The following is a 20,437-nucleotide window of genomic DNA, read 5'->3' as shown; positions in this document are numbered from 1 at the left end:
GTCAGTACCGAATCGGCGCCGGGGTCCACAGCCCGCTGCGGGTCTGCCGGCTGTAGTCGATCTTCGCCGGGACGGCCGCGTCGTACGGGGTGTAGCGCTCCAGTGCGCCCCAGTCGCGGCCGATGTCGCCGCTGAGATAGGTGGCGACGGTGTCGGCGCGCTGGGAGACCTCCAGCCAACCGAGCGGACCGCCGCCGAGGGCGCCCTGCCAGGCGCTCACGGCCGCGAGGTCGGCGCCGGGACGGACTCGCCACTTCGGGATCTCGGCGACTCCGGCGTGGAAGTTGAACGGCCGCTGGCACGGGACCACCAGCCCCGAGGTCCAGTCCACATGGGTCGGGTCGGTGCTGCCGACCGTCTCCTGCAGGGTGGTCAGCTTCGGCAGCCGCGGCGGGGTGACGACGATGAAGTGATCGACCGCCAGGTCGTAGTCGGTGGCCGCGATCCGGACGGCGGTCAGGTGGTCGGGCAGCGAAGCGGTGTCGATGCGGACATTGCGCCACGATGGTCGCGGCCCCGGATCGATCAACCGGATCGACCCGGTCGAGGTGATCGCGTCGTCCTTGATCCCCGGTGTCAATGCCTGATCGGTGTACTCCAACTGCAGGTTCTGCTGCGGGAAGATGCCTGCCGCCGACAGCGTGATGAGCGGGTACCGCTTGTAGTCCGTCGGCAGTCGGTACCAGCCGGAGGTCAGCGTGGACGGCATCTGTTCGTCGGCGTTGTAGCTGCCCAGGACGGGGGTGCGGGCCGGGTCGAGGTCGAAGGGCAGTTTGGCGTGGCTGCCGTTGCGGCCGGGCTGGGCGATCGTTCCGCCACCGGTGCCGCCGCTGTTGGCGATCAGCAGGTCGGGGTCGAAGGCGGCGTCGCGGGCCAGCACTCCGAGGGAACCGGAGGACGCCTTGGTCGGCACTTCGTCGGGGATCCCGTTCGGGGTGAAACCGGTGGTCGGACCGCGGTCGGAGTCCGAGCGCGGACGGGTCGGGGAGCCGGCCAGCGGGTCGTCGAGCGTGCCGTCGACGGGCGTGAGCAGGAAGCGGCTCGGATCGGTTTCGACGAGCACCTTGTCGGCCATGGCGCACGGCTTGCCTGCGAGCGCGGCGAGGTTCGATCGCGGGACCGAGAAGGAGTCGCTCTGGTGGACGCCGGCCATCGCCGCCGTCCCGACCAGGAAGATCACCAGCGCCCCGGCCACCAGTCCGAGCGGTGCCGCGGAGACGAACCGAGCCGTGCCGACCACGCCCCGCCGCAGGCGCGACGGACGCGCCGACGGCGTCGGATGCGGGTCGGCCCCGGTGAACGGTTCGCGGAAGTGATACCAGAGCGCCAGCGCCAGCAGGGCCAGCGAGGCGTACAGGAGGATGTCGCCGACCGGCGTCGAACCGATCGACACCTGGTACACGCCCCACGGCATGCCCCAGGCGGACGCGTAGTAGTACGAGTTCGGCGCGGTCATGGCGAGCGCGGCGACGAACAGGACCAGCGCACCGAAGATCGTGCGGTTGCGCCGCGAATGCGTCGACTGCGCGCTCGCGGCGATGGTCGCCAGCGCGGCCAGGGCGGCCGCGAGTCCGGCGAAGACGCCGAAGTGGTGGGTCCACTTGGTCGGTGTGAACATCAGGAACAACAGCGAACCGAAGGTGATCCCGACGATCCGCCGCGCCGGACCCAGCGCCGTGCCGGGGATGCGGGACTTGCGGATCAGGACGGCCCCGGCGATCGTCATGCCGAGCATCATCGCCAGCACCGCGAACCGGCGGGCGATGGAGCCGTCGGCGGAGAATGCGAACAGCGACGAGTAGCGGTCGATCTCGTTGTACCAGTTCAGCGACGGTCCGAGCGCGGCCTTCATGGCCGAGGCGTCCATGAAGGCGCGCAGCGTCAGCTTGGAGAAGACGACGAAGATCACGAAGGTGCCCGCCGCCGCGATCGGCGCCAGCAGTGCCAGGTAGGCGAGCGTCCGGCCGCGCCCGGTGAGGCGGTCGACCTCGATCGCGCGCCGGCGCAGCGCCAGGAACATCGGCCGCGCTCCGGCGACCAGCGCGGCCACGGCCAGCACCCCGGTGGGGCCGGCGGCGATGCTGAAGGCGCCTGCGGTGCAGGCGACCGCCGCCGGCAGCAATCGGCCGGTCGCGATCGCCCGTTCCACCGAGCACCAGGTCAGCAGGGCGCCCAGGCAGATGATCGGCTCGGGTCGCAGCCCGTTGTTGAACGGGAACCAGGCGACCAGGAAGACGGCTGCGGCCGTCCAGGGCACGGCGGCGCGGGTGCGGGCGGCGCGCCCGATCCGGGGCAGCACCTCGTGGCTGATGATCAGCCAGCTGATGATCCCGCACGCCAGCGCGGGCAGCCGCATCCACGGGCTGGCGACACTGACGTGACTGAGCAGCCCGAAGACCTCGTAGTACCAGCCGAACGGCGACTCCGGCGCACCGAACCACCGGAAGTAGTTGGCGGTGTAGTCGCTGTTCTGCGCCACCCGCGACATTGTCATCAGGTAGCCGTCGTCGGAGGTGTTGGGGCCGATCATGTGCCAGATCAGCAGCAGTCCGATGACGGTGTAGTCGCGCGGATTCAGCCGCCACCAGCGGGCCGGGAAGATCCGGCGGTGGCCGCGTCGGTCGGTCGCGTCGAGCCGGGCCAGCGCGAGCAGCGCGATCAGCGTGCACAGGATGCCGACGACGATCGCCAGCCACTTCGTGACGGTCGGCGCGGTGGTGTACCGCGAATCGATCATCAGGTGGGCGTTGATGCCCGGCAACGCCGACGCCGGGCCGCTGAGCTGGGTGAACAGTCCGGTGACCTGCGGTCGCTGGTCGCCGCCGGGGACGTTGGCCGCGCCGGTGGCAGCGGTCAGCGGGTCGCCCGAGGAGTCGGTGAGACCGACGAACTCGGCGCGGACCTCGTCCGCGGTGGCCTGGACCCGGATCTGCCGGCAGTCGGCCGACCGCACCTGTGCCAGCGGCGCCGACAGGATCGGGATGTTGCGGGTGACGACCTCCACGCTGGGCTGCTGGGAGCCGGTCACCCGGATGAACAGTCCGCGGTCGGGGGCCTTCGGCGCGGACGGCGAGGTCGTCGACAACAGCACCGACTTGCCCGCGGGCAGCGCGTCGACCGCCTGGCACGGGAGGTCGACGGACAGGTCGACCGGAACGTAGGAGAACAGGGGGACCGACACCGACTCGACGACGCCGTTCTGCGGCCATTCGACCTGCGCGACGGTCTGCTTCACCGGCAGCAACGGAGTCGCCAGCGCAAGCACGACGCCCAGGATGCCGGTGACGATCGCGATCAGCTGGGCGCGTCGGACGGTGAATGCTGGCACAGCAGGTCATCCTAAGCCATGTCGGGTATCTCCCTTTGTGGCGGCGAGGGTGTGCTCGCGGCCCGGCGCCCGGACGGCAGGGTGAGGGGTGTGCCACGAGTCGGACTGAAGGTGTCGTCGGGCACAATCTCTTCTCGGAGGCGAGAAACCCATCGCCGACGACCCGATCGCTGACTGTGAGGAGGCCGGGGTGAAGGTCTACCAGCACCGCATCCGCTACCACGAGACCGATACGCAGGCGTATCTGTTCAATGCCCGCTACCTGGAGCTCGCCGACGTGGCGATGACCGAGTACTTCCGGGCCATCGGGCATCCGTATCCGACGCTCCTGACCGACGGCCTCGACCCGTCGGTGGTCAAGGCAGAGATCACCTTCTCTCGGCCGGCCAAGTTCGACGACCTCGTCGACGTCGACGTCACCTGCGTCGAGGTGGGCCGCACCAGCTTCCGGCTGCGGTTCGCGATGAGCCGCGAGGGCGAGCCCGTCGCCGAGGTGATCCTGGTGTACGTGAACGTCGATGCGATCGCCGAGAAGTCGCGGCCGCTGCCGGAGTCGATCGCGCAGGTCCTGCGCGGACTGGTCGGGAAGTAGGATTGCCGGCATGTCTGTCGCCCTCCCGATCCTGCTCCTCAACGGTCCCAACCTGAACACGCTCGGGATCCGGCAGCCGGAGGTCTACGGCGCAGACACCCTCGACGACGTGGTGGTGCTGGCCGAGCGGACCGCGGCCGAGGCCGGGCTGACGGTGCGATCGCTGCAGACCAACCACGAGGGCGTGATGATCGACGCGATCCATGCCGCTCGCGGGGAGGTGAGCGGCATCGTCATCAATCCCGGCGGCTGGACGCACACGTCGGTGGCGCTCCGCGACGCCCTGGTGATTCCGGAGGTGCCGATCATCGAGGTGCACATCAGCAACGTGCACGCCCGCGAGGAGTTCCGGCACCACTCCTTCATCTCGCCGATCGCGGCCGCGGTGATCGCCGGCTGCGGGATCGCGGGATACGAGTTCGCGGTGCGCAGGCTGGCCGCCCTCCTCGACCGCTGATCGGCCGGCGGCGGGCGCCGTCACCGTCGCAGGCGAACGTGACGGTCGTCTCTGGATCTGGTTTTACGCGGTCGATGCCGTAGACTGGCCTAGTCGGAGCGCGCCGTGAGGCGTGTTCGTCCATTCGGCGCAACCGCGCCGTGCGTCGTAGAACGCCTCCACGCAGACCCCGGAACGATCGCGGGTGCGTCGAACTTTCATACGGCGAACCGGCACGCGAAACCGCGCGTGTTCGCCATCTGGTCCGCCCCGCGGCATGTTTTGCCGTGCGCGGACACCTGCACGTAAGGCTGCATCTCATCATGACCTCCTTCGCCGATCTCGGCGTGCCCGCACCCATCGCCGACGCCCTCGCCGCCGACGGCAAGGCCGCCCCCTTCCCCATCCAGGAGCGCACGCTCCCCGACACCCTCGCCGGCCGCGACGTCCTCGGCCGCGGTAAGACCGGTTCGGGCAAGACCCTCGCCTTCTCGGTGCCGCTGGTCACGCGGTTGGCCGAGGCCGGCGTGCGCCGCAAGCCGGGCCGTCCCACCGGACTGGTCCTGTCGCCGACGCGTGAGCTCGCCACCCAGATCGCCACCGCGATGGAACCCCTGGCCGCCGCCGTCGGACTGCGCGTGACCACCGTCTTCGGCGGCGTCAAGCAGAGCCGTCAGGAATCGGCGATGCGCGCGGGCGCCGACATCGTCGTCGCCTGCCCGGGCCGTCTGGAGGACCTGATGCGGCAGCGCATCGTCAGCCTCGACGACGTCCAGATCACCGTCCTCGACGAGGCCGATCACATGGCCGACCTGGGCTTCCTCCCGGTCGTCACCCGCATCCTGGCCGCCACCCCGACCGGCGGCCAGCGGATGCTGTTCTCGGCCACCCTCGACAACGGGGTCGACAAGCTGGTCAAGCGCTTCCTGACCACGCCCGTCACCCATTCGCTCGAGGACGCCACCTCGCCGGTCGCGCAGATGACCCACCACGTCTTCCGGGTGCCGTCGACCACCGAGAAGACCGCGCTGGTCCACGAGCTGGCGTCGGGCACCGGCCGTCGCATCCTGTTCACCCGCACCAAGCATCAGGCCAAGAAGCTCGCCAAGAAGCTGACCGCCGACGGCGTCCCCGCCGTCGACCTGCACGGCAACCTGTCGCAGGCGCAGCGTGACCGCAACCTGGCCGCGTTCGCCGCCCCCGACGGCGCCAAGGTCCTCGTCGCGACCGACGTCGCGGCACGCGGCGTCCACGTCGACGGCGTGGAGCTGGTCGTTCACGTGGATCCGCCGGCCGAGCACAAGGCCTACCTGCACCGGTCGGGCCGCACTGCGCGCGCCGGCTCGGCGGGCGACGTCGTCACCATCTGCCTGCCCGAGCAGTGGGGCGATCTGCGCAAGCTGCTGCAGAAGGCCGCCATCAAGGCGCCGGGCCAGCAGGTGACCGCAAAGTCCGACGTCGTCGACGAGCTCGTCGGAGAACGTGCCCCGTACCGCGAGGCGCCGGTGGTCGCGGCGCCGCAGCAGCAGCCCAAGAAGCAGGGCGGCCAGGGCCAGGGACGTCGTCGTTCCGGCCAGGGCGGTGCCCGCTCGGGTGCACCGCGGGCCGGCGGCAGTGGCCGTCGCGGCGGTTCCGCCGCGGGGCGCGGCCGTTCCGGCGGCGGTGCCGCGTCGGGCCAGAGCGAGCACGCCAAGGGTTCGCGTCCGGCCGCCAAGCCGGTCTACTCGTCCTCCAGCTCGGCGTCGGACGCCGGCTCGGGTGCTCCGCGCCGCCGTCGTCGGGCCGCCCGCCCGGCGGGCGCACCGCGCAGCTGACCGCATCGCATCACGACAGACCCCGCACCCTCGGTGCGGGGTCTGTCGTCGTCAGGGGATGTCGGCCACTCGGAAGGCAGGGGAGGGCACGGAACTGCCTGGAGGGCAGGATTTGCGAACTGAGTCAGGTGAGCGCTTGATCGACGAAGGTCGACAGGCGCCCGCAGAGCATCGGGCCGTGCCCGGGCATCAGGATCACCGCGTCCAGGTCCCGCAGCGCCGCGACCGACTCGGCGTTCGCGGCCTCGTCGTGGGTGAAGACGTGTCCCAGACACTGCGGGCCGCGACGCTTGACGGTCGGATGCCCGCTGATCAGGGCGTCGCCGGAGATCAGGGCCTCGCCGTCGCCGACGAGGAAGGCGCTGTGCCCGCGGGTGTGGCCGGGGGTCGGGACCGCGACCGGCCGGCCGGGCAGCACCGACGGATCGACCAGCGGTTGGGCGTCGCCGATGCCGGTCTTGTCCAGGGCACCGAGCCGGACCACCCCGGCCAGCCACCGCATCACCCGGGGACGATGGGCGATCGGGGCGATGGTCGACGCGTCGGCCTGCTCCAGATACTCGCGGCGTGCATGCGCGACCTCCGCCGGGTCGGCGTAGATCGGAAACGAGCGCGTCCGGCCGATGCGGGCCAGCCCGCCCAGATGGTCGACGTGCGCGTGCGTCAGCAGCGCCGCCTGCACCTCCGACAGGTCGCTGACCACCCGGCGCAACGACTCGGCGACCGCGTCGGCCTGCCCCGGGTAGCCGCCGTCGATCAGGGTGACGCCGTCGTCGTCCTGCAGGATCACCCAGTTGACGTAGTCGGTGTGCACCAGGTGCGTCCTGGCCGAACCGTGGTCGATCGTGGTGATGTCCAGTCGTGCCATCAGCTCATCCCTTCTTCACAACGAGGACGAACGGCCCGACCTCGGTCACGGTGAACGCCGGATCGTCGAAGGCCGCGGGATTGAAGGTGACGGTGTACCGCTTCACGTTGGGGTCGTTCGGGTAGACGTCCTCGGCGAGCCGCAGCGTGTAGCCGTCGGGGCTGTAGCGGAACAGGAAGACGTCGGGGGCCCGCCAGGGCGAGTCCTGCAGATTCTGCTTCATCTGCGCGGGCGTCGTCGCCTCCGCCCAGCGGGCGATGGTGGCGGCGCGCTCGTCGAACTCGGCGAGCGGATTCGCATAGTGCGAGGTCAGGCCCTGGAAACCCCAGTAAGGGTACAGCGAGAGGAAGCCGAAGTCGGCGGTCAGGACCACATGGTCGGTGGCCGGGCGCCCGGTCTGCTCGGCGATCAGCCGGTGGATCTGTGGATAGTACGACTCGGCGCCGGGCGCGTGCTGGTCGGCACGCACGCCCCGACCGTCGGTGTCGGTGTAGGCGGTGGTGATCTCCGCCGACAGCGCGGCGGGCACGTGCTGAGCGACGGCCAGCGCGGCCGCCGCGGCGGCGACGCCGACCAGCAGCCGGATGTCGCCGAAGCGGTCGACGGCCACCCGCGCGAGGGCGATGACGCCGAAGGCGCCCGCGGCCGCCAGCACCGCGGTGGAGACCGCCTCGAGCCGGAACGAGAGCAGGGTGGTGCCGGTGGCGGTCAAGGCCAGCGACAGCAGGGTGAGTGCGACGACGACGACCAGCGCGCACGCCAACGACATGGCGACGGTCCGCTGCCGCAGCCGCACCAGGATCCAGCCGAAGCCGATGAGACACACCAGCCCGATCAAGCTGAGCTGGAACATCGGCAGCGCCAACAGCGCCCCCGCCTCGGGGAGATAGTGTTCGGCGCTGCCGCTGACCGCCGCGTCGGTGGTCAGCCGCTTCGCCAGGTAGGGACCCCACGCCACCAGCGCGAGCGCGCCCGCCACGGCGCCCATCACGACCAGCCGCACCGCGACGGCCAGCATCCGCGGCCGTCGGTCGGCGGACACGGCGTCGTCCGGGACCGCGGCGTTACGCGGCAGCCACCACGCCTGCACCAGATAGACCAGCGCCATCAGCACCGCGGTGCCGGCGAAGACGGCGGTGTACAGGGTGTAGACGGTGGCCGAGACGCCGAGGAAGACGCCGCCGGCGACGACGGCGGGCCAACTGGTCCGGTTCAGCGGGGTGGGGCCGTCGGCCAGTCGCGACCGGCCGCGCAGCGCATACGCGCACACCACGAGCATCGGGACGCCGACGGCGATCAGCGTCGCCGAGTACGGCTCTGGCCCGGCGTACTGCACGGTCACCAGCGTGACGGCGATCGACGCCGCAGTGCCCGCGGTGACGCCGACCATCCGATTCCACAGGGCCGCGCCGAGGGCGGCGGCGACCGCGATCGAGATGATCGCCCACGGCTTGTACGCCTCCCAGCCGGGCAGGCCCAGTGCATTCGCGTATCGGCCGCCCAACCAGAACCAGGTCGCCGGATAGTACGGCGGCAGGTCGGGGTAGGTCATGTCGGCCAGGTGCGGGCTCGAGGTGAGACGGGTGAGGTACTCGGTCCGGAACTGCTGGTCCACCGACAGCCCGAACAGGTACAGCTTGGTGGCGCCCAGGGGCATGCCGAGCGTCACCGTGACCAGCCCCGCCGAGACCAGCGACGACAGCAGCGACGGCAGGGTGCGGGCCGGGCGATGGCGGGACCAGAGCACCGCGATCACCGCGACCACCACCAGGCCGGTCTGGCCGAGCGTGGTCAGGGCCCGCGTCACATTGGAGGTGTTGAACGCCGGCCAGCCGACCGCCCCGATGATCGCGAGTCCGACGAAGGCGAGGACCGCCGCACCGACCACCGCGCCGCCGAGTTCGACGACGTCGCGGGTACGGCCGGACAGGCGGCGCGGCGCGGCTGCGGAGGCTTGCAACGTGGATCAGATGGGGAGCTTGCGGAACACCGGCCGCGGGATGTGGCGCAGCACCATCATGATGTAGCGGAACGGGCCCGGGACCCAGACGATCTCCTTGCCCTTGGCGACGGCGGCGACGGCCATCCGCGCCACGTCCTCCTTGTTCACCGTCAGCGGTGCCTCGGCGACGTGCGCCGACAGGCGGGTGCGGACCTGCCCGGGGCGGATCACCAGCACGCGGACGCCTTCGGGGCGCAGGGCGTCGCCCAGGCCCAGGTAGAAGCCGTCGAGACCGGCCTTGGTGGAGCCGTAGACGAAGTTGGAGCGGCGCACGCGCTCACCGGCGACCGAACTCATCGCGATGATCTGGCCGTGGCCCTGCGCGCGCATCCTCTCGCCCAGCAGCACACCCACCGAGACGGCGGCGGTGTAGTTGATGTTTGCCTCCAGGACGGCGAGCTTCTGGTCCTGCCAGGCCTGCTCGTCGTCGCCCTGGATGCCGAAGGCGACGATCGCCACGTCGATGTCGCCGGCGGCGAAGGCCTGGTCGATCACCGCGCGGTGGGTGTCGGTGGCGAGCGCGTCGAAGTCGATCTGCTCGACCGACGACGCGCCGGCCGCCTCCATCTGTGCGACGGCGGCCGCGGCGGCCGGATCGTTCGGGACGGTGGCGAGCACCACGCGCATGGCGCCCTTGGTGAGGTACTCCGAGGCGATGGCCAGGCCGATCTCAGAGCTGCCGCCGAGGATCAGGATGGACTGCGGAACGCCGACGGCGTTGAACATGGGTGAGTCTCTTTCGTCGTGAGGCTTGAAGTCGAGGCCGGGGCTCGGGCTAGACGAGCTCGAGGCGGCGGCCCATGTCGGACATGAAGACCTGGTTCGGGTCGACCCGGCGGCGGACGGCGATCCACTCGTCGATCCGCGGGTACATGGTGTGGAAGGTCTCGGCGCTGGTCCGCGAGTCCTTCGCGGTGTACAGCCGCCCGCCGATCGACATGACCCGCTGGTCGAGCTCGCGGACGAACTCGTGCAGGCCACGCTTGATCGGGAAGTCGACGCAGATGTTCCAGCCCGGCATCGGGAAGCTCAGCGGCGCCTGATTGCCCTCGCCGAACAGTTTGAAGACGTTCAGGAAGCTGACGTGGCCGGATGCCTGGATGTCGTAGATGATGCCCTTGAAGTCCTCGACGGCCTCCGGCGGCACGATGAACTGGTACTGCAGGAAGCCCTTCGAGCCGTAGGCGCGGTTCCAGTTCCCGAACAGGTCGAGCGGGTGATAGAACTGCGTCAGATTCTGGATCTTGCCGGTGTAGTTCCCGCCCATCCGGTAATAGGCCTCGCCGACCATCGAGAAGTTCAGCTTGTTGGCCAGGCCGTTCGGGAAGATGTCCGGGAAGTTGACCAGGGTGGGGGCGTCGAACTTCAGCGGGTCCTTCGCCAGCTTGTCGGGCAGCTGGTCGAGGGTGGCGAGGCTGCCGCGCGAGAAGGTGCCGCGGCCCAGGCGCGGCGGCTTGCTGATGGCGTCGAACCAGCCCGAGGAGTAGGTGTAGTTCTCCTCCGAGCCGTCCATGTGCAGCGCGATCGTCTCGTCGAGGCTGCGGGTGACGGCGCCGTCGGCGATGAAGTAGGCGGTCTCGGTCCGCGTCATCTGGATCTTGGCGCGCAGAATGATGCCGGTCAGGCCGATGCCGCCGACGGTCGCCCAGAAGATCGAGGCGTCGGGGTCGTCGGAGCTGCCCTCCGGGGTCAGGATCAGGATCTCGCCGGAGGCGACGAGCAGTTGGATCTCGACGACGTGGTTGCCGAAGCTGCCCGCACTGTGATGGTTCTTGCCGTGGATGTCGCAGCCGATGGCGCCGCCGACGGTCACCTGGCGGGTGCCCGGCAGCACCGGGACCCACAGGCCGTGCGGCAGCGCGATGCGCATCAGGGTGTCGAGGTCGACGCCGGCGTCCAGGTCGATGGTGCCGGTCTCGTCGTCGATCTCGTGGATGCGCGTCAGCGGGGTCATGTCGACGGTGAGGCCGCCGGAGTTCTGCGCGTTCTCGCCGTACGAGCGGCCCAGTCCGCGCGCGATGACTCCGCGGCGCAGGTAGCTGGGCTTGTCGGCGTTGTCGTCGGCCACGCGGGCCACCGCTTCGGCGATCAGCTCCGGGTACGGGGTCGACAGGACGTGGCCTTCGATCGGCATGGTCCGGCCCCAGCCCATGAGCTTGCGGGTCTCGATCGGGAGTACGGCGTTGTTCGTCATCGGTGTAGAGACTACTCGGCGGTCACCTGGTTCCGGAGCCTGACGATCGCGCTGTGTCTGTCCGCACCGTGCCGACCGGGCAGTGCCGCGCGTCGCACAGTGGGTCGATCGGATGAGGGTCGACTACATTTCATGGCGGGGAGATCGGGGAGAGGAGCGGGTCGTGATCGTCGTCGGATACTCGAGCGGATCGTTCGGTAGGGCGTGCCTGGAACAGGGCATCGTCGAGGCCGAGTTGCGGGAGACCGACCTGCTGGTCATCAACGCGATCTCCGAGACGCGCGGGCAGCGGTACGCCGACGCCGACGAGATGCTCGACGCCGAGCGGCGCCTGACCGAGGCCGGAGTCAGGTTTCGCATCTGGCAGCCGATCGGTGTGACGCCCGCCGAGGAATTGCTGACGGCGATGGACGATCCGGCCGCCGAACTGCTGATCATCGGGATGCGGCGCCGCACCCAGGTCGGCAAGCTGCTGCTCGGCAGCACCTCGCAGTACCTGCTGATCGAATGCCGCAAGCCGGTGCTGGTGGTGAAGCCGACCGACGAGCACCGCCGACTCGAACCGGACCTCGCGCCGGCACCGGCGGCCGACTGATCGCCTCACCGACGCGCGACCGGGTCCAGACAGGGCCGAGGGCCCGCGAGCGTCTCGCTCGCGGGCCCTCGGACTGTCTGCCGCTGAGGCGGCCGATGGTCAGCGCATGATGCGCGCGAGGAAGGGCGTGGAGTCCTTCATCGACGCGAGCACCGTCCCCGAGTGGTCCTCGGTGGGGTACACGTGCAGTTCCACCGGCTGCCCGGCGGCCTTCATCTGCGCGTACAGCGACAGCGCCGACGGCGCGGGCACGTCCATGTCCTTGAGCCCCTGGCCCAGGAAGATCGGTCGGTCGTAGCCCTGGTACGGGGTGCTCATGTACTGGACCAGCGCGGCCTGCACGCCCGGGATCGAGGTCACCGGCTTGGCGAACCAGTCGCTGATCTTGGCGCCCTGGACCACGGTTCGCATCTCCGCGTAGCACTTGACGCGCGCCTGCGCGACGATCCGCCTGCCCTCGGCGGTCAGGATCGACATCGGCTTCAAGTCGGGCCGCGCGTCGGCGAAGCCCGCCCAGATGTACGAGGCGTACACGTTGAGCCCGGTCGGCAGGGCGACCGGCGGGAAGTTCGGTCCGGCCTGCCACACGATGTGCTCGATGTTGGCCGGGGTGCCGGTGGCGACCACGCCGCGGTAGTCCAGGCCGCTGCCCTTCGAGTAGGCAGTGGCCCAGCGCGCGCCGCTCAGTGCGGCGCTGGCGCCCTGCGACTGTCCGACGATCGCCCACGTCTTCGACAGGGGCAGGCCCATGTGCGAGGCCGCCTTCACCGAGTCGACGATCGAGTGCGACTGCACCTTGCCGCTCAGATAGTTCATCAGCCCCGGTGTGCCGAGCCCGGCGTAGTCGGTGGCGACGATCGCGTACCCCTGGTCGAGCCAGTGATCCAGGTACTGCGCGTCGCGGTCGCTGCGCGGGAGCGCCGACGGCGTGCAGTCGTCGCCCAGTCCGGTGGTCCCGTGCGCCCAGGCGACGACCTTGTAGCCGCCCTTCGGCGCCGGCGTCTTCGGCAGGAAGACCGCGGCGGTGCTGACCGCCGGACGGTCGTGGACGTCGGTGGTCGCGTAGAGGATGCGGTAGGCGCTGCCCGCCGACGGCAGGCTGAGCGAGGGCGCCAGCGAGGTCTTCGCCAGCAGGGTGCCCGGCGCGCCGATGGGGCCGCCGTAGTCGCGGGCGTCCAGGCCCGACCACACCGGCGCGGGGGTGGCGGGTTCGTCGGCGTGGACGGTCGGCGCGCCGACGACCAACCCGGCCGCGGTGGTCGCCGCGACGACGACCGCCATCAGCGAGCGCTTGACGTTCAGGAGGGAGATGCTGGTCATAACCGTCGACGTTAGGCCAAACGGGCCACAGTCCGACAGTCGGCCGGGGAATTGGGCACACGATGTTCTCAGTCTTCGGCAGCGGTCGCTCAGCGGCCAGCGGTTAGGCTGACGGGGTGCCAGATCCCAGTTCCGACGAAGAAGTGCGCGGCTCGTTCCCGGTGACCCACCCGTCGCACGACGACTTCAAGACCCGTCATGCGCCGCTGCCGATCGAACTGCCGCTCGACGACGACGAGGGCTCGACCAGCGTCGACGTCAAGACGCAGATCGTCCGCTTCATCGCGACCGGCGCCCTCTCGGCCGTCTTCGACTTCGGGCTCACCCTGCTGCTGCAGACGGTGGTCGGGGCGCCCTTCTGGCTCGCGAAGGCCGCGGGCTTCATCCTCGGCACCACCATCGCGTACCTGATCAACCGGCGCTGGACCTTCCGGGCCGAGCCGTCGAAGGCGCGCTTCCTGGCGGTCGTCGCGCTGTACGCGGTGACCTTCTTCGTCAACGTCGGCCTGTACAACTGGCTGATGCACGAGTGGGGAACCGCGTTCGGTTACGTCGCGCTGGCCTTCTGCATCGCCCAGGGCGTCGCGACGGTGATCAACTTCGTCGTCCAGCGCGCGGTGATCTTCAAGATCCGGTAGTCGGACGCTGACTGCCGCCGCCGGCGACCGCGGCGCGGTTTCACCAGTGACGGCAGTGAGCCGTCCGAGCTAAGCGAACTGGACCGTCGCCGTGCAGCGGCCGAAGACGCGCTTGCCGTTGAGGGTGGCGCCGAAGACGATCAGGCCGCGCCGGGTCTCGGGATCGAGCGACTTGATCTTGGCGGTGTATTCGACGACCGCCGGCTCGTGCGCCGGCACGTACACCGGGCTGGTGAAGCGGGCGCTCATGTCACGGAACGCTGCCGGGTCGCCGATGATCGAGGTCAGGTAACCGGCGGCGGTGCCGAGGGTCAGCATCGCCTGCGCGACGACGGTGTCGAGCCCGGCGGCCTCGGCCACGCGCGCACTGTGGTGGATCGGGTTCGGGTCGCCGGAGACGCCGATGTAGTTGATGACGTCGCCGCGGGTGAACTGCTGCGACCGCGACGGCAGGTCCATCCCCTCGGTGAGCGAGTCGAAGTCGATGGTCGACCACCGCACGTCGGAGTCGCCGGGAATCTGCTCGGGTTCGGTGGGGGACAGCGGCTGCACATGCGAATCGCCGCCGCTGAACATGACCCCGTTGACGATGTCCTCGAAATCGTCGGGCAGCCGGTCGGCGTCTTCGCCGGGTCCGGCCAGCGACGTCCACGACTCCTGCAGGACGCCCTTGGCGACGTCGCGCACCAGGGTCTTGACCGTGAACAGGTCCGCGCCCGCCACGCAGCGGTAGGCCTCGAGCGAGACGTCGCAGTACAGGCGGTCGCCGGCCTCGATCGGGCGGTGGAAGGCGAACCGCTGATCGACCTGCAGCACGCCCGACTTGAGCAGGTCGCCGGGGACGGCCTTCGCGAGCAGCTGGGCCTGCGCCTTCGCGCCCATGATCGCGACGACCGTCAGCGGCGCGACGAGCGTCGCATGCCCGGCCGCCTGCGCCTGCGCGTCATCCCAGTGCAGCGGGTTGTCGTCGTGCAGGGCGCGGGCGAACTCGCGAATCTTCTCGCGACCCACCTCGTAATAATCGGCTGTCGTGTAGACCTTTCCGATCGCCTGATCGATGGCCTCAGCACGCGTCAGTTCACCGCTGGTCATTCAGTAAACGTACCTGACATGCGGTGAAGCCGAAAAATGGGCGTCATCCGCGCGCGAAGGTCTTCATCGGTTGACCTTGGCGATGACGGACTCGCCGAATCGGTTGATGTTGGCGATCTTGGTCTCCAGCGGCTCGGTGTCGTCGCCGAGGATGTACGGCACGCGGAAGCCGACGATGACGTCGGTGACGCCCTTGTCCTCGAGCCGCTTGCAGCCGTCGACGGTGTAGGCGTCCAGTGAGATCACGTGGATCTCGAACGGATCGTTCTCCTTGCCCTCGGCCTTGCGGATCGCGGTCAGCTTGTCGAGCAGGGCGTCGAGCTCCTCGCCGGGACCGCCGCCGTGCATCCAGCCGTCGCCGCGGCGGACGGCGCGTTTGAGGGCGATGTCGGCGTGGCCGCCCACCAGCAGCGGGATGGGCTCGGACGGCACCGGGCTCATCTTGACCTTGGGGATGTCGTAGAACTCGCCGTGGAACTCGAAGTAGCCGCCTGCGGTGAGGCCGCGGATGATGTCCATGCACTCGTCCATCCGCTTGCCGCGGCGCGCGTAGTCGACGCCCATCACCTCGTAGTCCTCGCGCCACGGGCTGGTGCCGACGCCCAGTGACAGCCGGTTGCCGGTCAGGCACGCCACCGACGCCGCCTGCTTGGCGACCAGCACGGGCGGTCGGACCGGCAGCTTCAACACGAAGGGCAGGAAGCGGATGGTGCTCGTCGCGGCGCCCATCGCCGTGGCCTGGATGAACGGCTCGATGAAGTCCTTGTCCTCCAGGAATTCGCGGCGGCCGTCGGGGGTGTACGGGTACACCGAGTCGGACGTCTCCGGGTAGGCCAGGGAGTCCGCGATCGTGATGCCGGAGAACCCGGCGTCCTCGGCGGCCTTGGCCAGCGGCGCGTAGTAGGTGTAGTCGGTCATCGCCTCGGCGAACGTGAAACGCATGCGCCCCAGATTAGAACACGTTCTAGGTCGATGGGGCGGGACGGCCTACTGGGTGGGACGTTCTCAGTCCGGCCGGGTGAACCGTTCGTCGCGACCCAGCCCCCGCAGCCGCATCCACTCCCGGAATCCGGCGACGTCGCGCTGCTGCACCAGGAAGTACCAGCCGAATCGGGCGTACTCCTGGGGCAGCAGCTTGCGCATCCCGGGTTGGCTCATCAGGTAGCCGCGATTGCGGTAGGTGAAGAAGCGCTTCACCTCGTTGTCCGGGTACTGCGTGTGCATGCGGCCGCCCAGAATGGGACGGAACTCGTCGCTGCCGTCCGGATGCAGGTACGCCGTGGTGAGGCAGGTGCCGAAGGCGATGCCCGATCGGGCCAGCCGGCGATGCATCTCCACCTCGTCGCCGCGGAAGAACAGCCGCAGGTCGGGCACGCCGACCGCGTCGAGGGTGTCGGCCGAGAACAGCGCGCCGTTCATCAGCGATGCGATGCCGGGCAGCAGGTCGTCGTCGGGGCCCGCGGTCTCACCGTCGGCGAACAGCTCCGACCGCTTCCGCCGCCACACCAGGCCGCGGCGCAGCGGGAAGGCCAGCGCGTCGGGGTCGTCGATGTTCACCACCACCGGGGAGACCTGGCCCAACCGGTGCCGGTCGGCGCAGTCGAGCAGCGTCGAGAGCACCCGCGGCCCCTCCGGCCGACCGTCGTCGTCGGCGCACCAGACCCAGTCCGCGCCCAGGGCCAAGGCGTGCAGCATGCCGAGTGCGAAACCGCCCGCCCCGCCCAGATTGTGCCGGGAGGGCAGATAGGTGGTGGGGATCGGTTGGCTCGCGACCAGCTCGCCGACCTCGGGTTCGGCGGCGTTGTCGACCACGATCAGATGATCGAGCGGTCGGTCCTGCGCCGACAGCACCTTGAGCGACTCGGCGAGCAGGTCGCGCCGGCGATGGGTGACGACCACGCCGACGATCGTGCCGGTAGTCGCGGTCACGAGGCGTCCTCGACGCCGGTCGCGTTCTCTTCCAGGCCGGCGAGGACCTTGCGGACGCTCTTGGCCGCCTCGGGACCCTCGTAGGCGTGGACGACCTCCTCGATGCCGCCGTCCATGCGGATCTGCCCGTGGTCGATCCACAGCGCGCGGTCGCACAGCTGGGCCAGGAACTCGTTGGAGTGGCTGGCGAAGACGAGGATGCCGGAGCGTTCCACCAGCGCCTGCAGGCGGACCCGGGCCTTCTTCATGAACTCGGCGTCCACCGCGCCGATGCCCTCGTCGAGGATCAGGATCTCCGGGTCGATCGAGGTCACCACGCCCAACGCCAGGCGCACCCGCATGCCGGTGGAGTAGGTGCGCAGCGGCATGTTCAGGTAGTCGCCCAGCTCGGAGAACTCCGCGATCTCGTCGGTCTTCTTCAGCATCTCCTTGCGGCTCATGCCCAGGAACATGCCGCGGATCAGGATGTTCTCGTACCCGGAGATCTCCGGATCCATCCCGACGCCGAGGTCGAAGACCGGCGCCACCCGGCCCCGGACCCGGCAGGAACCGCGGGTCGGCTCGTAGATGCCCGACAGCAGTCGCAGCAGCGTGGACTTGCCTGCACCGTTGTGCCCGACCAGGCCCACACGGGCGCCGTGCTCCAGGTGCAGGTTGATGTCGCGCAGGGCTTCGACGACGACGGTCTTGGAGTTGTTGGCGCCGATGACGCCGCCGGCCGCGCCGATCACGGCCTTCTTCAGCGAGCGGGTCTTCGCGTCGAAGATCGGGAAGTCGACGCCGGCGTCCCACGTGTCGACGCGGATGTCGGTTGATTTAGCCATGTCTGTGTTTCCCCTCAGACCCAGTACGGCACGCGCGAGCGGAAGTTGCGCATCACGAGCATCGCGGCGATCCAGCCCAGCAGTGTGCAGGCGATGACGATGATCCAGTGGTGCAGCGCCACCGGCTGGCCGAGTAATGGTGCGCGCGCGATCTCCAGGTAGTGGTACATCGGGTTCAGCTGCGCGAGCTTGGCGCGTTCGGACAGACCCGCGGAGGCGTCGTCGAGCGACTTGGCCGACCAGATGATCGGCGTCATGAAGAAGACCAGCCGGATCATGGTGCTGAGCAGCTGGCCGATGTCGCGGAAGCGGGTCGACAGGATGCCGAAGACGATCGTCACCCACACCGCGTTGAGGATGTACAGAGCCATCGCCGGGACGACGAGCAGGGCCGTCCAGTTCAGCGGCTGCGGGAAGACGAACAGCAGGATCAGGTAGATGACCACGTTGTGGGCGAAGATGATCAGGCTGCGCCACACGATCCGGTACACGTGAATGCTCACCGGTGCGGGCAACTGCTTGATCAGGCCCTCGTTGGTCGAGAACACGACCGAGCCGTCGAGGATCGTCGTCTCGATGAAGCCCCAGAAGATGAACCCGAGGGTCACGTACGGCAGGAAGTACTTGATGTCCTGGTGGAACAGGGCGCCGTACAGGATTCCCATCGCGACCGCGGTGACGCCGGTGGCGATGGTGATCCACAGCGGCCCGAGCACCGATCGCTTGTAGCGCTGCTTGATGTCGGTCCACCCGAGGTGCAACCACAGCTCGCGATTGCCGAACCCGTCGGCGAGGTCTTTGAAGCCGCGGGCGAAGGTCTTCGAGTCCGAGGCTGGAGGTGCGGGCGGGATTCCGCCGTCACTGACTACGGCTGACACAACGCCACAGCATACAAGTGCCTCAGAGGTATTGGCCCGTGCTGTGCCCGTCGTGCGACGCCGCGCCGGGCGGCAGGACGCCCTGGCGCATCTGCTCCAATTGGCTGCGAGCGGCCATCTGCTGCGCGAACAGCGCCGTCTGAATCCCGTGGAACAGGCCCTCGAGCCACCCCACCAGCTGGGCTTGGGCAATCCGGAGTTCGGCGTCCGACGGGGTCGCGTCGTCGGAGAAGGGCAGGGCCAGCCGGTCGAGCTCCTCGCGCAGTTCCGGCGCCAGTCCGTCCTCGAGCTCGGCGATCGACGTGCGATGGATGTCGGCGAGGCGGTTGCGGCTCGCGTCGTCGAGGGGCGCGGCCCGCACCTCTTCGAGCAGCTGCTTGATCATGGTGCCGATGCGCATCACCTTGGCGGGCTGCTCCACCATGCCCGCGACGCCGTTCGCGTGGTCCTCGTCGCCCTCCGGCGCCGGGATCGCTCCCGGAACGATGACCGTGCCGTCGCCCGGCTGCGGGTAGTCGGAGTCGGACGGGCTGCCTGGGCCGCCCGGTGTCGCTGAGCCGAACATAGCGGGGTGCATGGGGACCATTGTGCCCTTTCGGTGCCAGTATCGTAATGCGCATGCCGTTCGACATCGCCTCCGTCCGGGGACTGTTCCCCACCCTGGGGGACGGTTGGATCTACCTCGATCCGCAGGCAGGCATGCAGATTCCCGACTCGGTGGCCGCCGCGATCGGGGCCGGTTTCCGTACGCTCCCCGGGCGCGCCGGGACCCGCAGTCCGCAGGCGCGCGCCGCCGCCGAGACCACGGCGCGGGCGCGCGAAGCGGTCGCCGATCTGCTCGGCGCCGACCCCGCCGGCGTCGTGCTGGGGCCCTCGCGCGCGGCGCTGGTGGCGGCGCTGGCCGACGCGCTGCCCCTGCGCGCCTGGATGGGCTGCAACATCGTGCTCTCCCGGTCCGACGACGAGGAGGTGCTGGTGCCGGCGCTCGCCGGGGCCGCCCGACACGGGACGCAGGTGCGGTGGGCAGAGATCAACGTCGAGGACGGGACGCTGCCGGCCTGGCAGTTCGCCGACATCGTCGACGATCGGACGTCGTTGGTCGCGGTGACCCTGGCGTCATCGGTCACCGGCGCCATCACCGACATCGGCCCCATCGCCGGGCATGCGCGCGCCGCCGGCGCCCACCTGCTGGTGGACGCGTCCACCGCGGCGCCCTACGTCCCGCTGTCGATCGGCGAACTCGGCGCCGACGCGGTTCTGGTGAGCGCCGAGCGGTGGGGCGGACCGCCCATGGCGGCCCTCGTCTTCGCCGAGCCCCGGCGGTTCGACTCGCTGACGCGGGTCGCGCTGGACCCGAAGGCGGTCGGCGCGGCGCGGTTGGAGTCCGAGCCGATGCCGGGCGCGCTCCTGGCGGGGCTGGCGGCGTCGGTGGAGTATCTCGCGGGGCTCGACGCCGCGGCCGGCGGGTCGCGGCGCGAGCGGCTCGTCGTCTCGATGGACGCCACCTACGAATATGTGCACCGACTGCTGTTCTATCTGGTCAACTCGCTGTCGCATCTGTCGAACATCAGGATCGTCGGCCCCGAGGCGCACCGGGTGCCGGTGGTCAGCTTCGTGGTCGACGGTGTGGCCGCATCGGAGGTCTGCGTTCGATTGAGCGACAACGGGATCGCCGCGATCAGCGGCTTGCCGAGCCGGGCCCTCGCCGCGATCGGCGTCGACGACATCGGTGGCGCCGTGACGGTCGGGCTGGCGCCGTATTCGACGCCGTACGAGGTGGACCAGCTGGTCCGCGTGCTCGGTTCGTTCGGCTGACCTCGAGCGGTGCCGGTCGCCCATTCGGTGGACACTGAGTTTCCGATGCAAGTACTCCTCGGTAGGGTCAGGGGAATTCTGCAGTTTCCGAGCGTGGATTCTCGACTCGGTG

At 69.7% G+C, this 20,437-nt stretch carries 18 protein-coding genes; 6 read left to right on the top strand and 12 right to left on the bottom strand.

The features are described from left to right. Position 1 precedes the first annotated feature (1 nt). A complete protein-coding gene (locus AAFO60_RS07560; protein WP_347955551.1) occupies positions 2-3,328 on the bottom strand; it encodes an arabinosyltransferase domain-containing protein in 3,327 nt (1,108 codons plus the stop codon). Between the two features lie 190 nt (positions 3,329-3,518). Here AAFO60_RS07560 and AAFO60_RS07555 point away from each other — a divergent pair, with 190 nt between their 5' ends. From AAFO60_RS07555 to AAFO60_RS07545, 3 genes are all read left to right on the top strand, one after another. Next, entirely contained in the window at positions 3,519-3,920 is a 402-nt protein-coding gene (locus AAFO60_RS07555) for an acyl-CoA thioesterase (RefSeq protein WP_347955550.1), read from the top strand. 10 nt (positions 3,921-3,930) lie between these two features. After that, entirely contained in the window at positions 3,931-4,377 is a 447-nt protein-coding gene (gene aroQ / locus AAFO60_RS07550; RefSeq protein ID WP_347955549.1) for a type II 3-dehydroquinate dehydratase, read from the top strand. A gap of 302 nt (positions 4,378-4,679) precedes the next feature. Continuing rightward, a complete protein-coding gene (locus AAFO60_RS07545; RefSeq protein WP_347955548.1) occupies positions 4,680-6,170 on the top strand; it encodes a DEAD/DEAH box helicase in 1,491 nt (496 codons plus the stop codon). A gap of 124 nt (positions 6,171-6,294) precedes the next feature. Here the strand turns inward: AAFO60_RS07545 and AAFO60_RS07540 are convergent, their stop codons facing one another. The 4 genes from AAFO60_RS07540 to AAFO60_RS07525 are packed head-to-tail and all read right to left on the bottom strand — an operon-like array spanning position 6,295 to position 11,234. Further along, entirely contained in the window at positions 6,295-7,038 is a 744-nt protein-coding gene (locus AAFO60_RS07540) for an MBL fold metallo-hydrolase (RefSeq protein WP_347955547.1), read from the bottom strand. A 4-nt stretch (positions 7,039-7,042) separates the two neighbouring features. Further along, positions 7,043-8,998 (bottom strand): arabinofuranosyltransferase, encoded by a 1,956-nt coding sequence (locus AAFO60_RS07535; RefSeq protein WP_347955546.1) that lies wholly within the window; start codon positions 8,996-8,998, stop codon positions 7,043-7,045. Positions 8,999-9,004: 6 nt separating this feature from the next. Next, entirely contained in the window at positions 9,005-9,766 is a 762-nt protein-coding gene (locus tag AAFO60_RS07530) for a decaprenylphospho-beta-D-erythro-pentofuranosid-2-ulose 2-reductase (RefSeq protein WP_347955545.1), read from the bottom strand. A 49-nt stretch (positions 9,767-9,815) separates the two neighbouring features. Further along, complete coding sequence (locus AAFO60_RS07525; protein WP_347955544.1) at positions 9,816-11,234, bottom strand: FAD-binding oxidoreductase; 1,419 nt, start codon at positions 11,232-11,234, stop codon at positions 9,816-9,818. A 163-nt stretch (positions 11,235-11,397) separates the two neighbouring features. Between AAFO60_RS07525 and AAFO60_RS07520 the strand changes: the two genes are divergently transcribed. Further along, complete coding sequence (locus AAFO60_RS07520; RefSeq protein WP_347955543.1) at positions 11,398-11,829, top strand: universal stress protein; 432 nt, start codon at positions 11,398-11,400, stop codon at positions 11,827-11,829. 99 nt (positions 11,830-11,928) lie between these two features. On the opposite strand, the gene AAFO60_RS07515 is transcribed toward AAFO60_RS07520, so the two are convergent. Next, positions 11,929-13,149, bottom strand: a complete 1,221-nt coding sequence (locus tag AAFO60_RS07515; protein ID WP_347955542.1) for an alpha/beta hydrolase family protein — start codon at positions 13,147-13,149, stop codon at positions 11,929-11,931. Between the two features lie 116 nt (positions 13,150-13,265). Between AAFO60_RS07515 and AAFO60_RS07510 the strand changes: the two genes are divergently transcribed. After that, positions 13,266-13,787 (top strand): GtrA family protein, encoded by a 522-nt coding sequence (locus tag AAFO60_RS07510; RefSeq protein ID WP_347955541.1) that lies wholly within the window; start codon positions 13,266-13,268, stop codon positions 13,785-13,787. A gap of 69 nt (positions 13,788-13,856) precedes the next feature. Here the strand turns inward: AAFO60_RS07510 and AAFO60_RS07505 are convergent, their stop codons facing one another. From AAFO60_RS07505 to AAFO60_RS07480, 6 genes are all read right to left on the bottom strand, one after another. Beyond that, the gene (locus AAFO60_RS07505) at positions 13,857-14,879 is read right to left on the bottom strand and encodes a fused (3R)-hydroxyacyl-ACP dehydratase subunits HadA/HadB (protein ID WP_347955540.1); all 1,023 of its coding nucleotides are present in this window, start codon (positions 14,877-14,879) and stop codon (positions 13,857-13,859) included. A 63-nt stretch (positions 14,880-14,942) separates the two neighbouring features. Next, positions 14,943-15,821: a TIGR03619 family F420-dependent LLM class oxidoreductase gene (locus AAFO60_RS07500; protein ID WP_347955539.1), complete on the bottom strand. Its 879-nt coding sequence runs from the start codon at positions 15,819-15,821 to the stop codon at positions 14,943-14,945. 63 nt (positions 15,822-15,884) lie between these two features. Next, a complete protein-coding gene (gene glfT1, locus AAFO60_RS07495) occupies positions 15,885-16,808 on the bottom strand; it encodes a galactofuranosyltransferase GlfT1 (RefSeq protein WP_347955538.1) in 924 nt (307 codons plus the stop codon). Then, the gene (gene wzt, locus AAFO60_RS07490; RefSeq protein ID WP_347955537.1) at positions 16,805-17,632 is read right to left on the bottom strand and encodes a galactan export ABC transporter ATP-binding subunit Wzt/RfbE; all 828 of its coding nucleotides are present in this window, start codon (positions 17,630-17,632) and stop codon (positions 16,805-16,807) included. Before wzt ends, glfT1 begins: the two co-directional genes overlap by 4 nt. A 14-nt stretch (positions 17,633-17,646) precedes the next feature. Beyond that, entirely contained in the window at positions 17,647-18,510 is an 864-nt protein-coding gene (gene wzm, locus AAFO60_RS07485; RefSeq protein WP_347955536.1) for a galactan export ABC transporter permease subunit Wzm/RfbD, read from the bottom strand. Between the two features lie 22 nt (positions 18,511-18,532). Next, positions 18,533-19,096: a bacterial proteasome activator family protein gene (locus tag AAFO60_RS07480; protein WP_424310611.1), complete on the bottom strand. Its 564-nt coding sequence runs from the start codon at positions 19,094-19,096 to the stop codon at positions 18,533-18,535. A 32-nt stretch (positions 19,097-19,128) separates the two neighbouring features. On the opposite strand from AAFO60_RS07480, the gene AAFO60_RS07475 reads away from it, so the two are divergent. Next, complete coding sequence (locus AAFO60_RS07475) at positions 19,129-20,325, top strand: aminotransferase class V-fold PLP-dependent enzyme (RefSeq protein WP_347955534.1); 1,197 nt, start codon at positions 19,129-19,131, stop codon at positions 20,323-20,325. Positions 20,326-20,437 lie beyond the last annotated feature (112 nt).

It is taken from the genome of Gordonia aichiensis (assembly GCF_039946255.1).
GTDB classification, from domain to species: Bacteria; Actinomycetota; Actinomycetes; order Mycobacteriales; family Mycobacteriaceae; genus Gordonia; species Gordonia aichiensis_A.
Note: the sequence above shows the minus strand (reverse complement) of the source record. Positions and strands in the feature narration are given on the sequence as shown.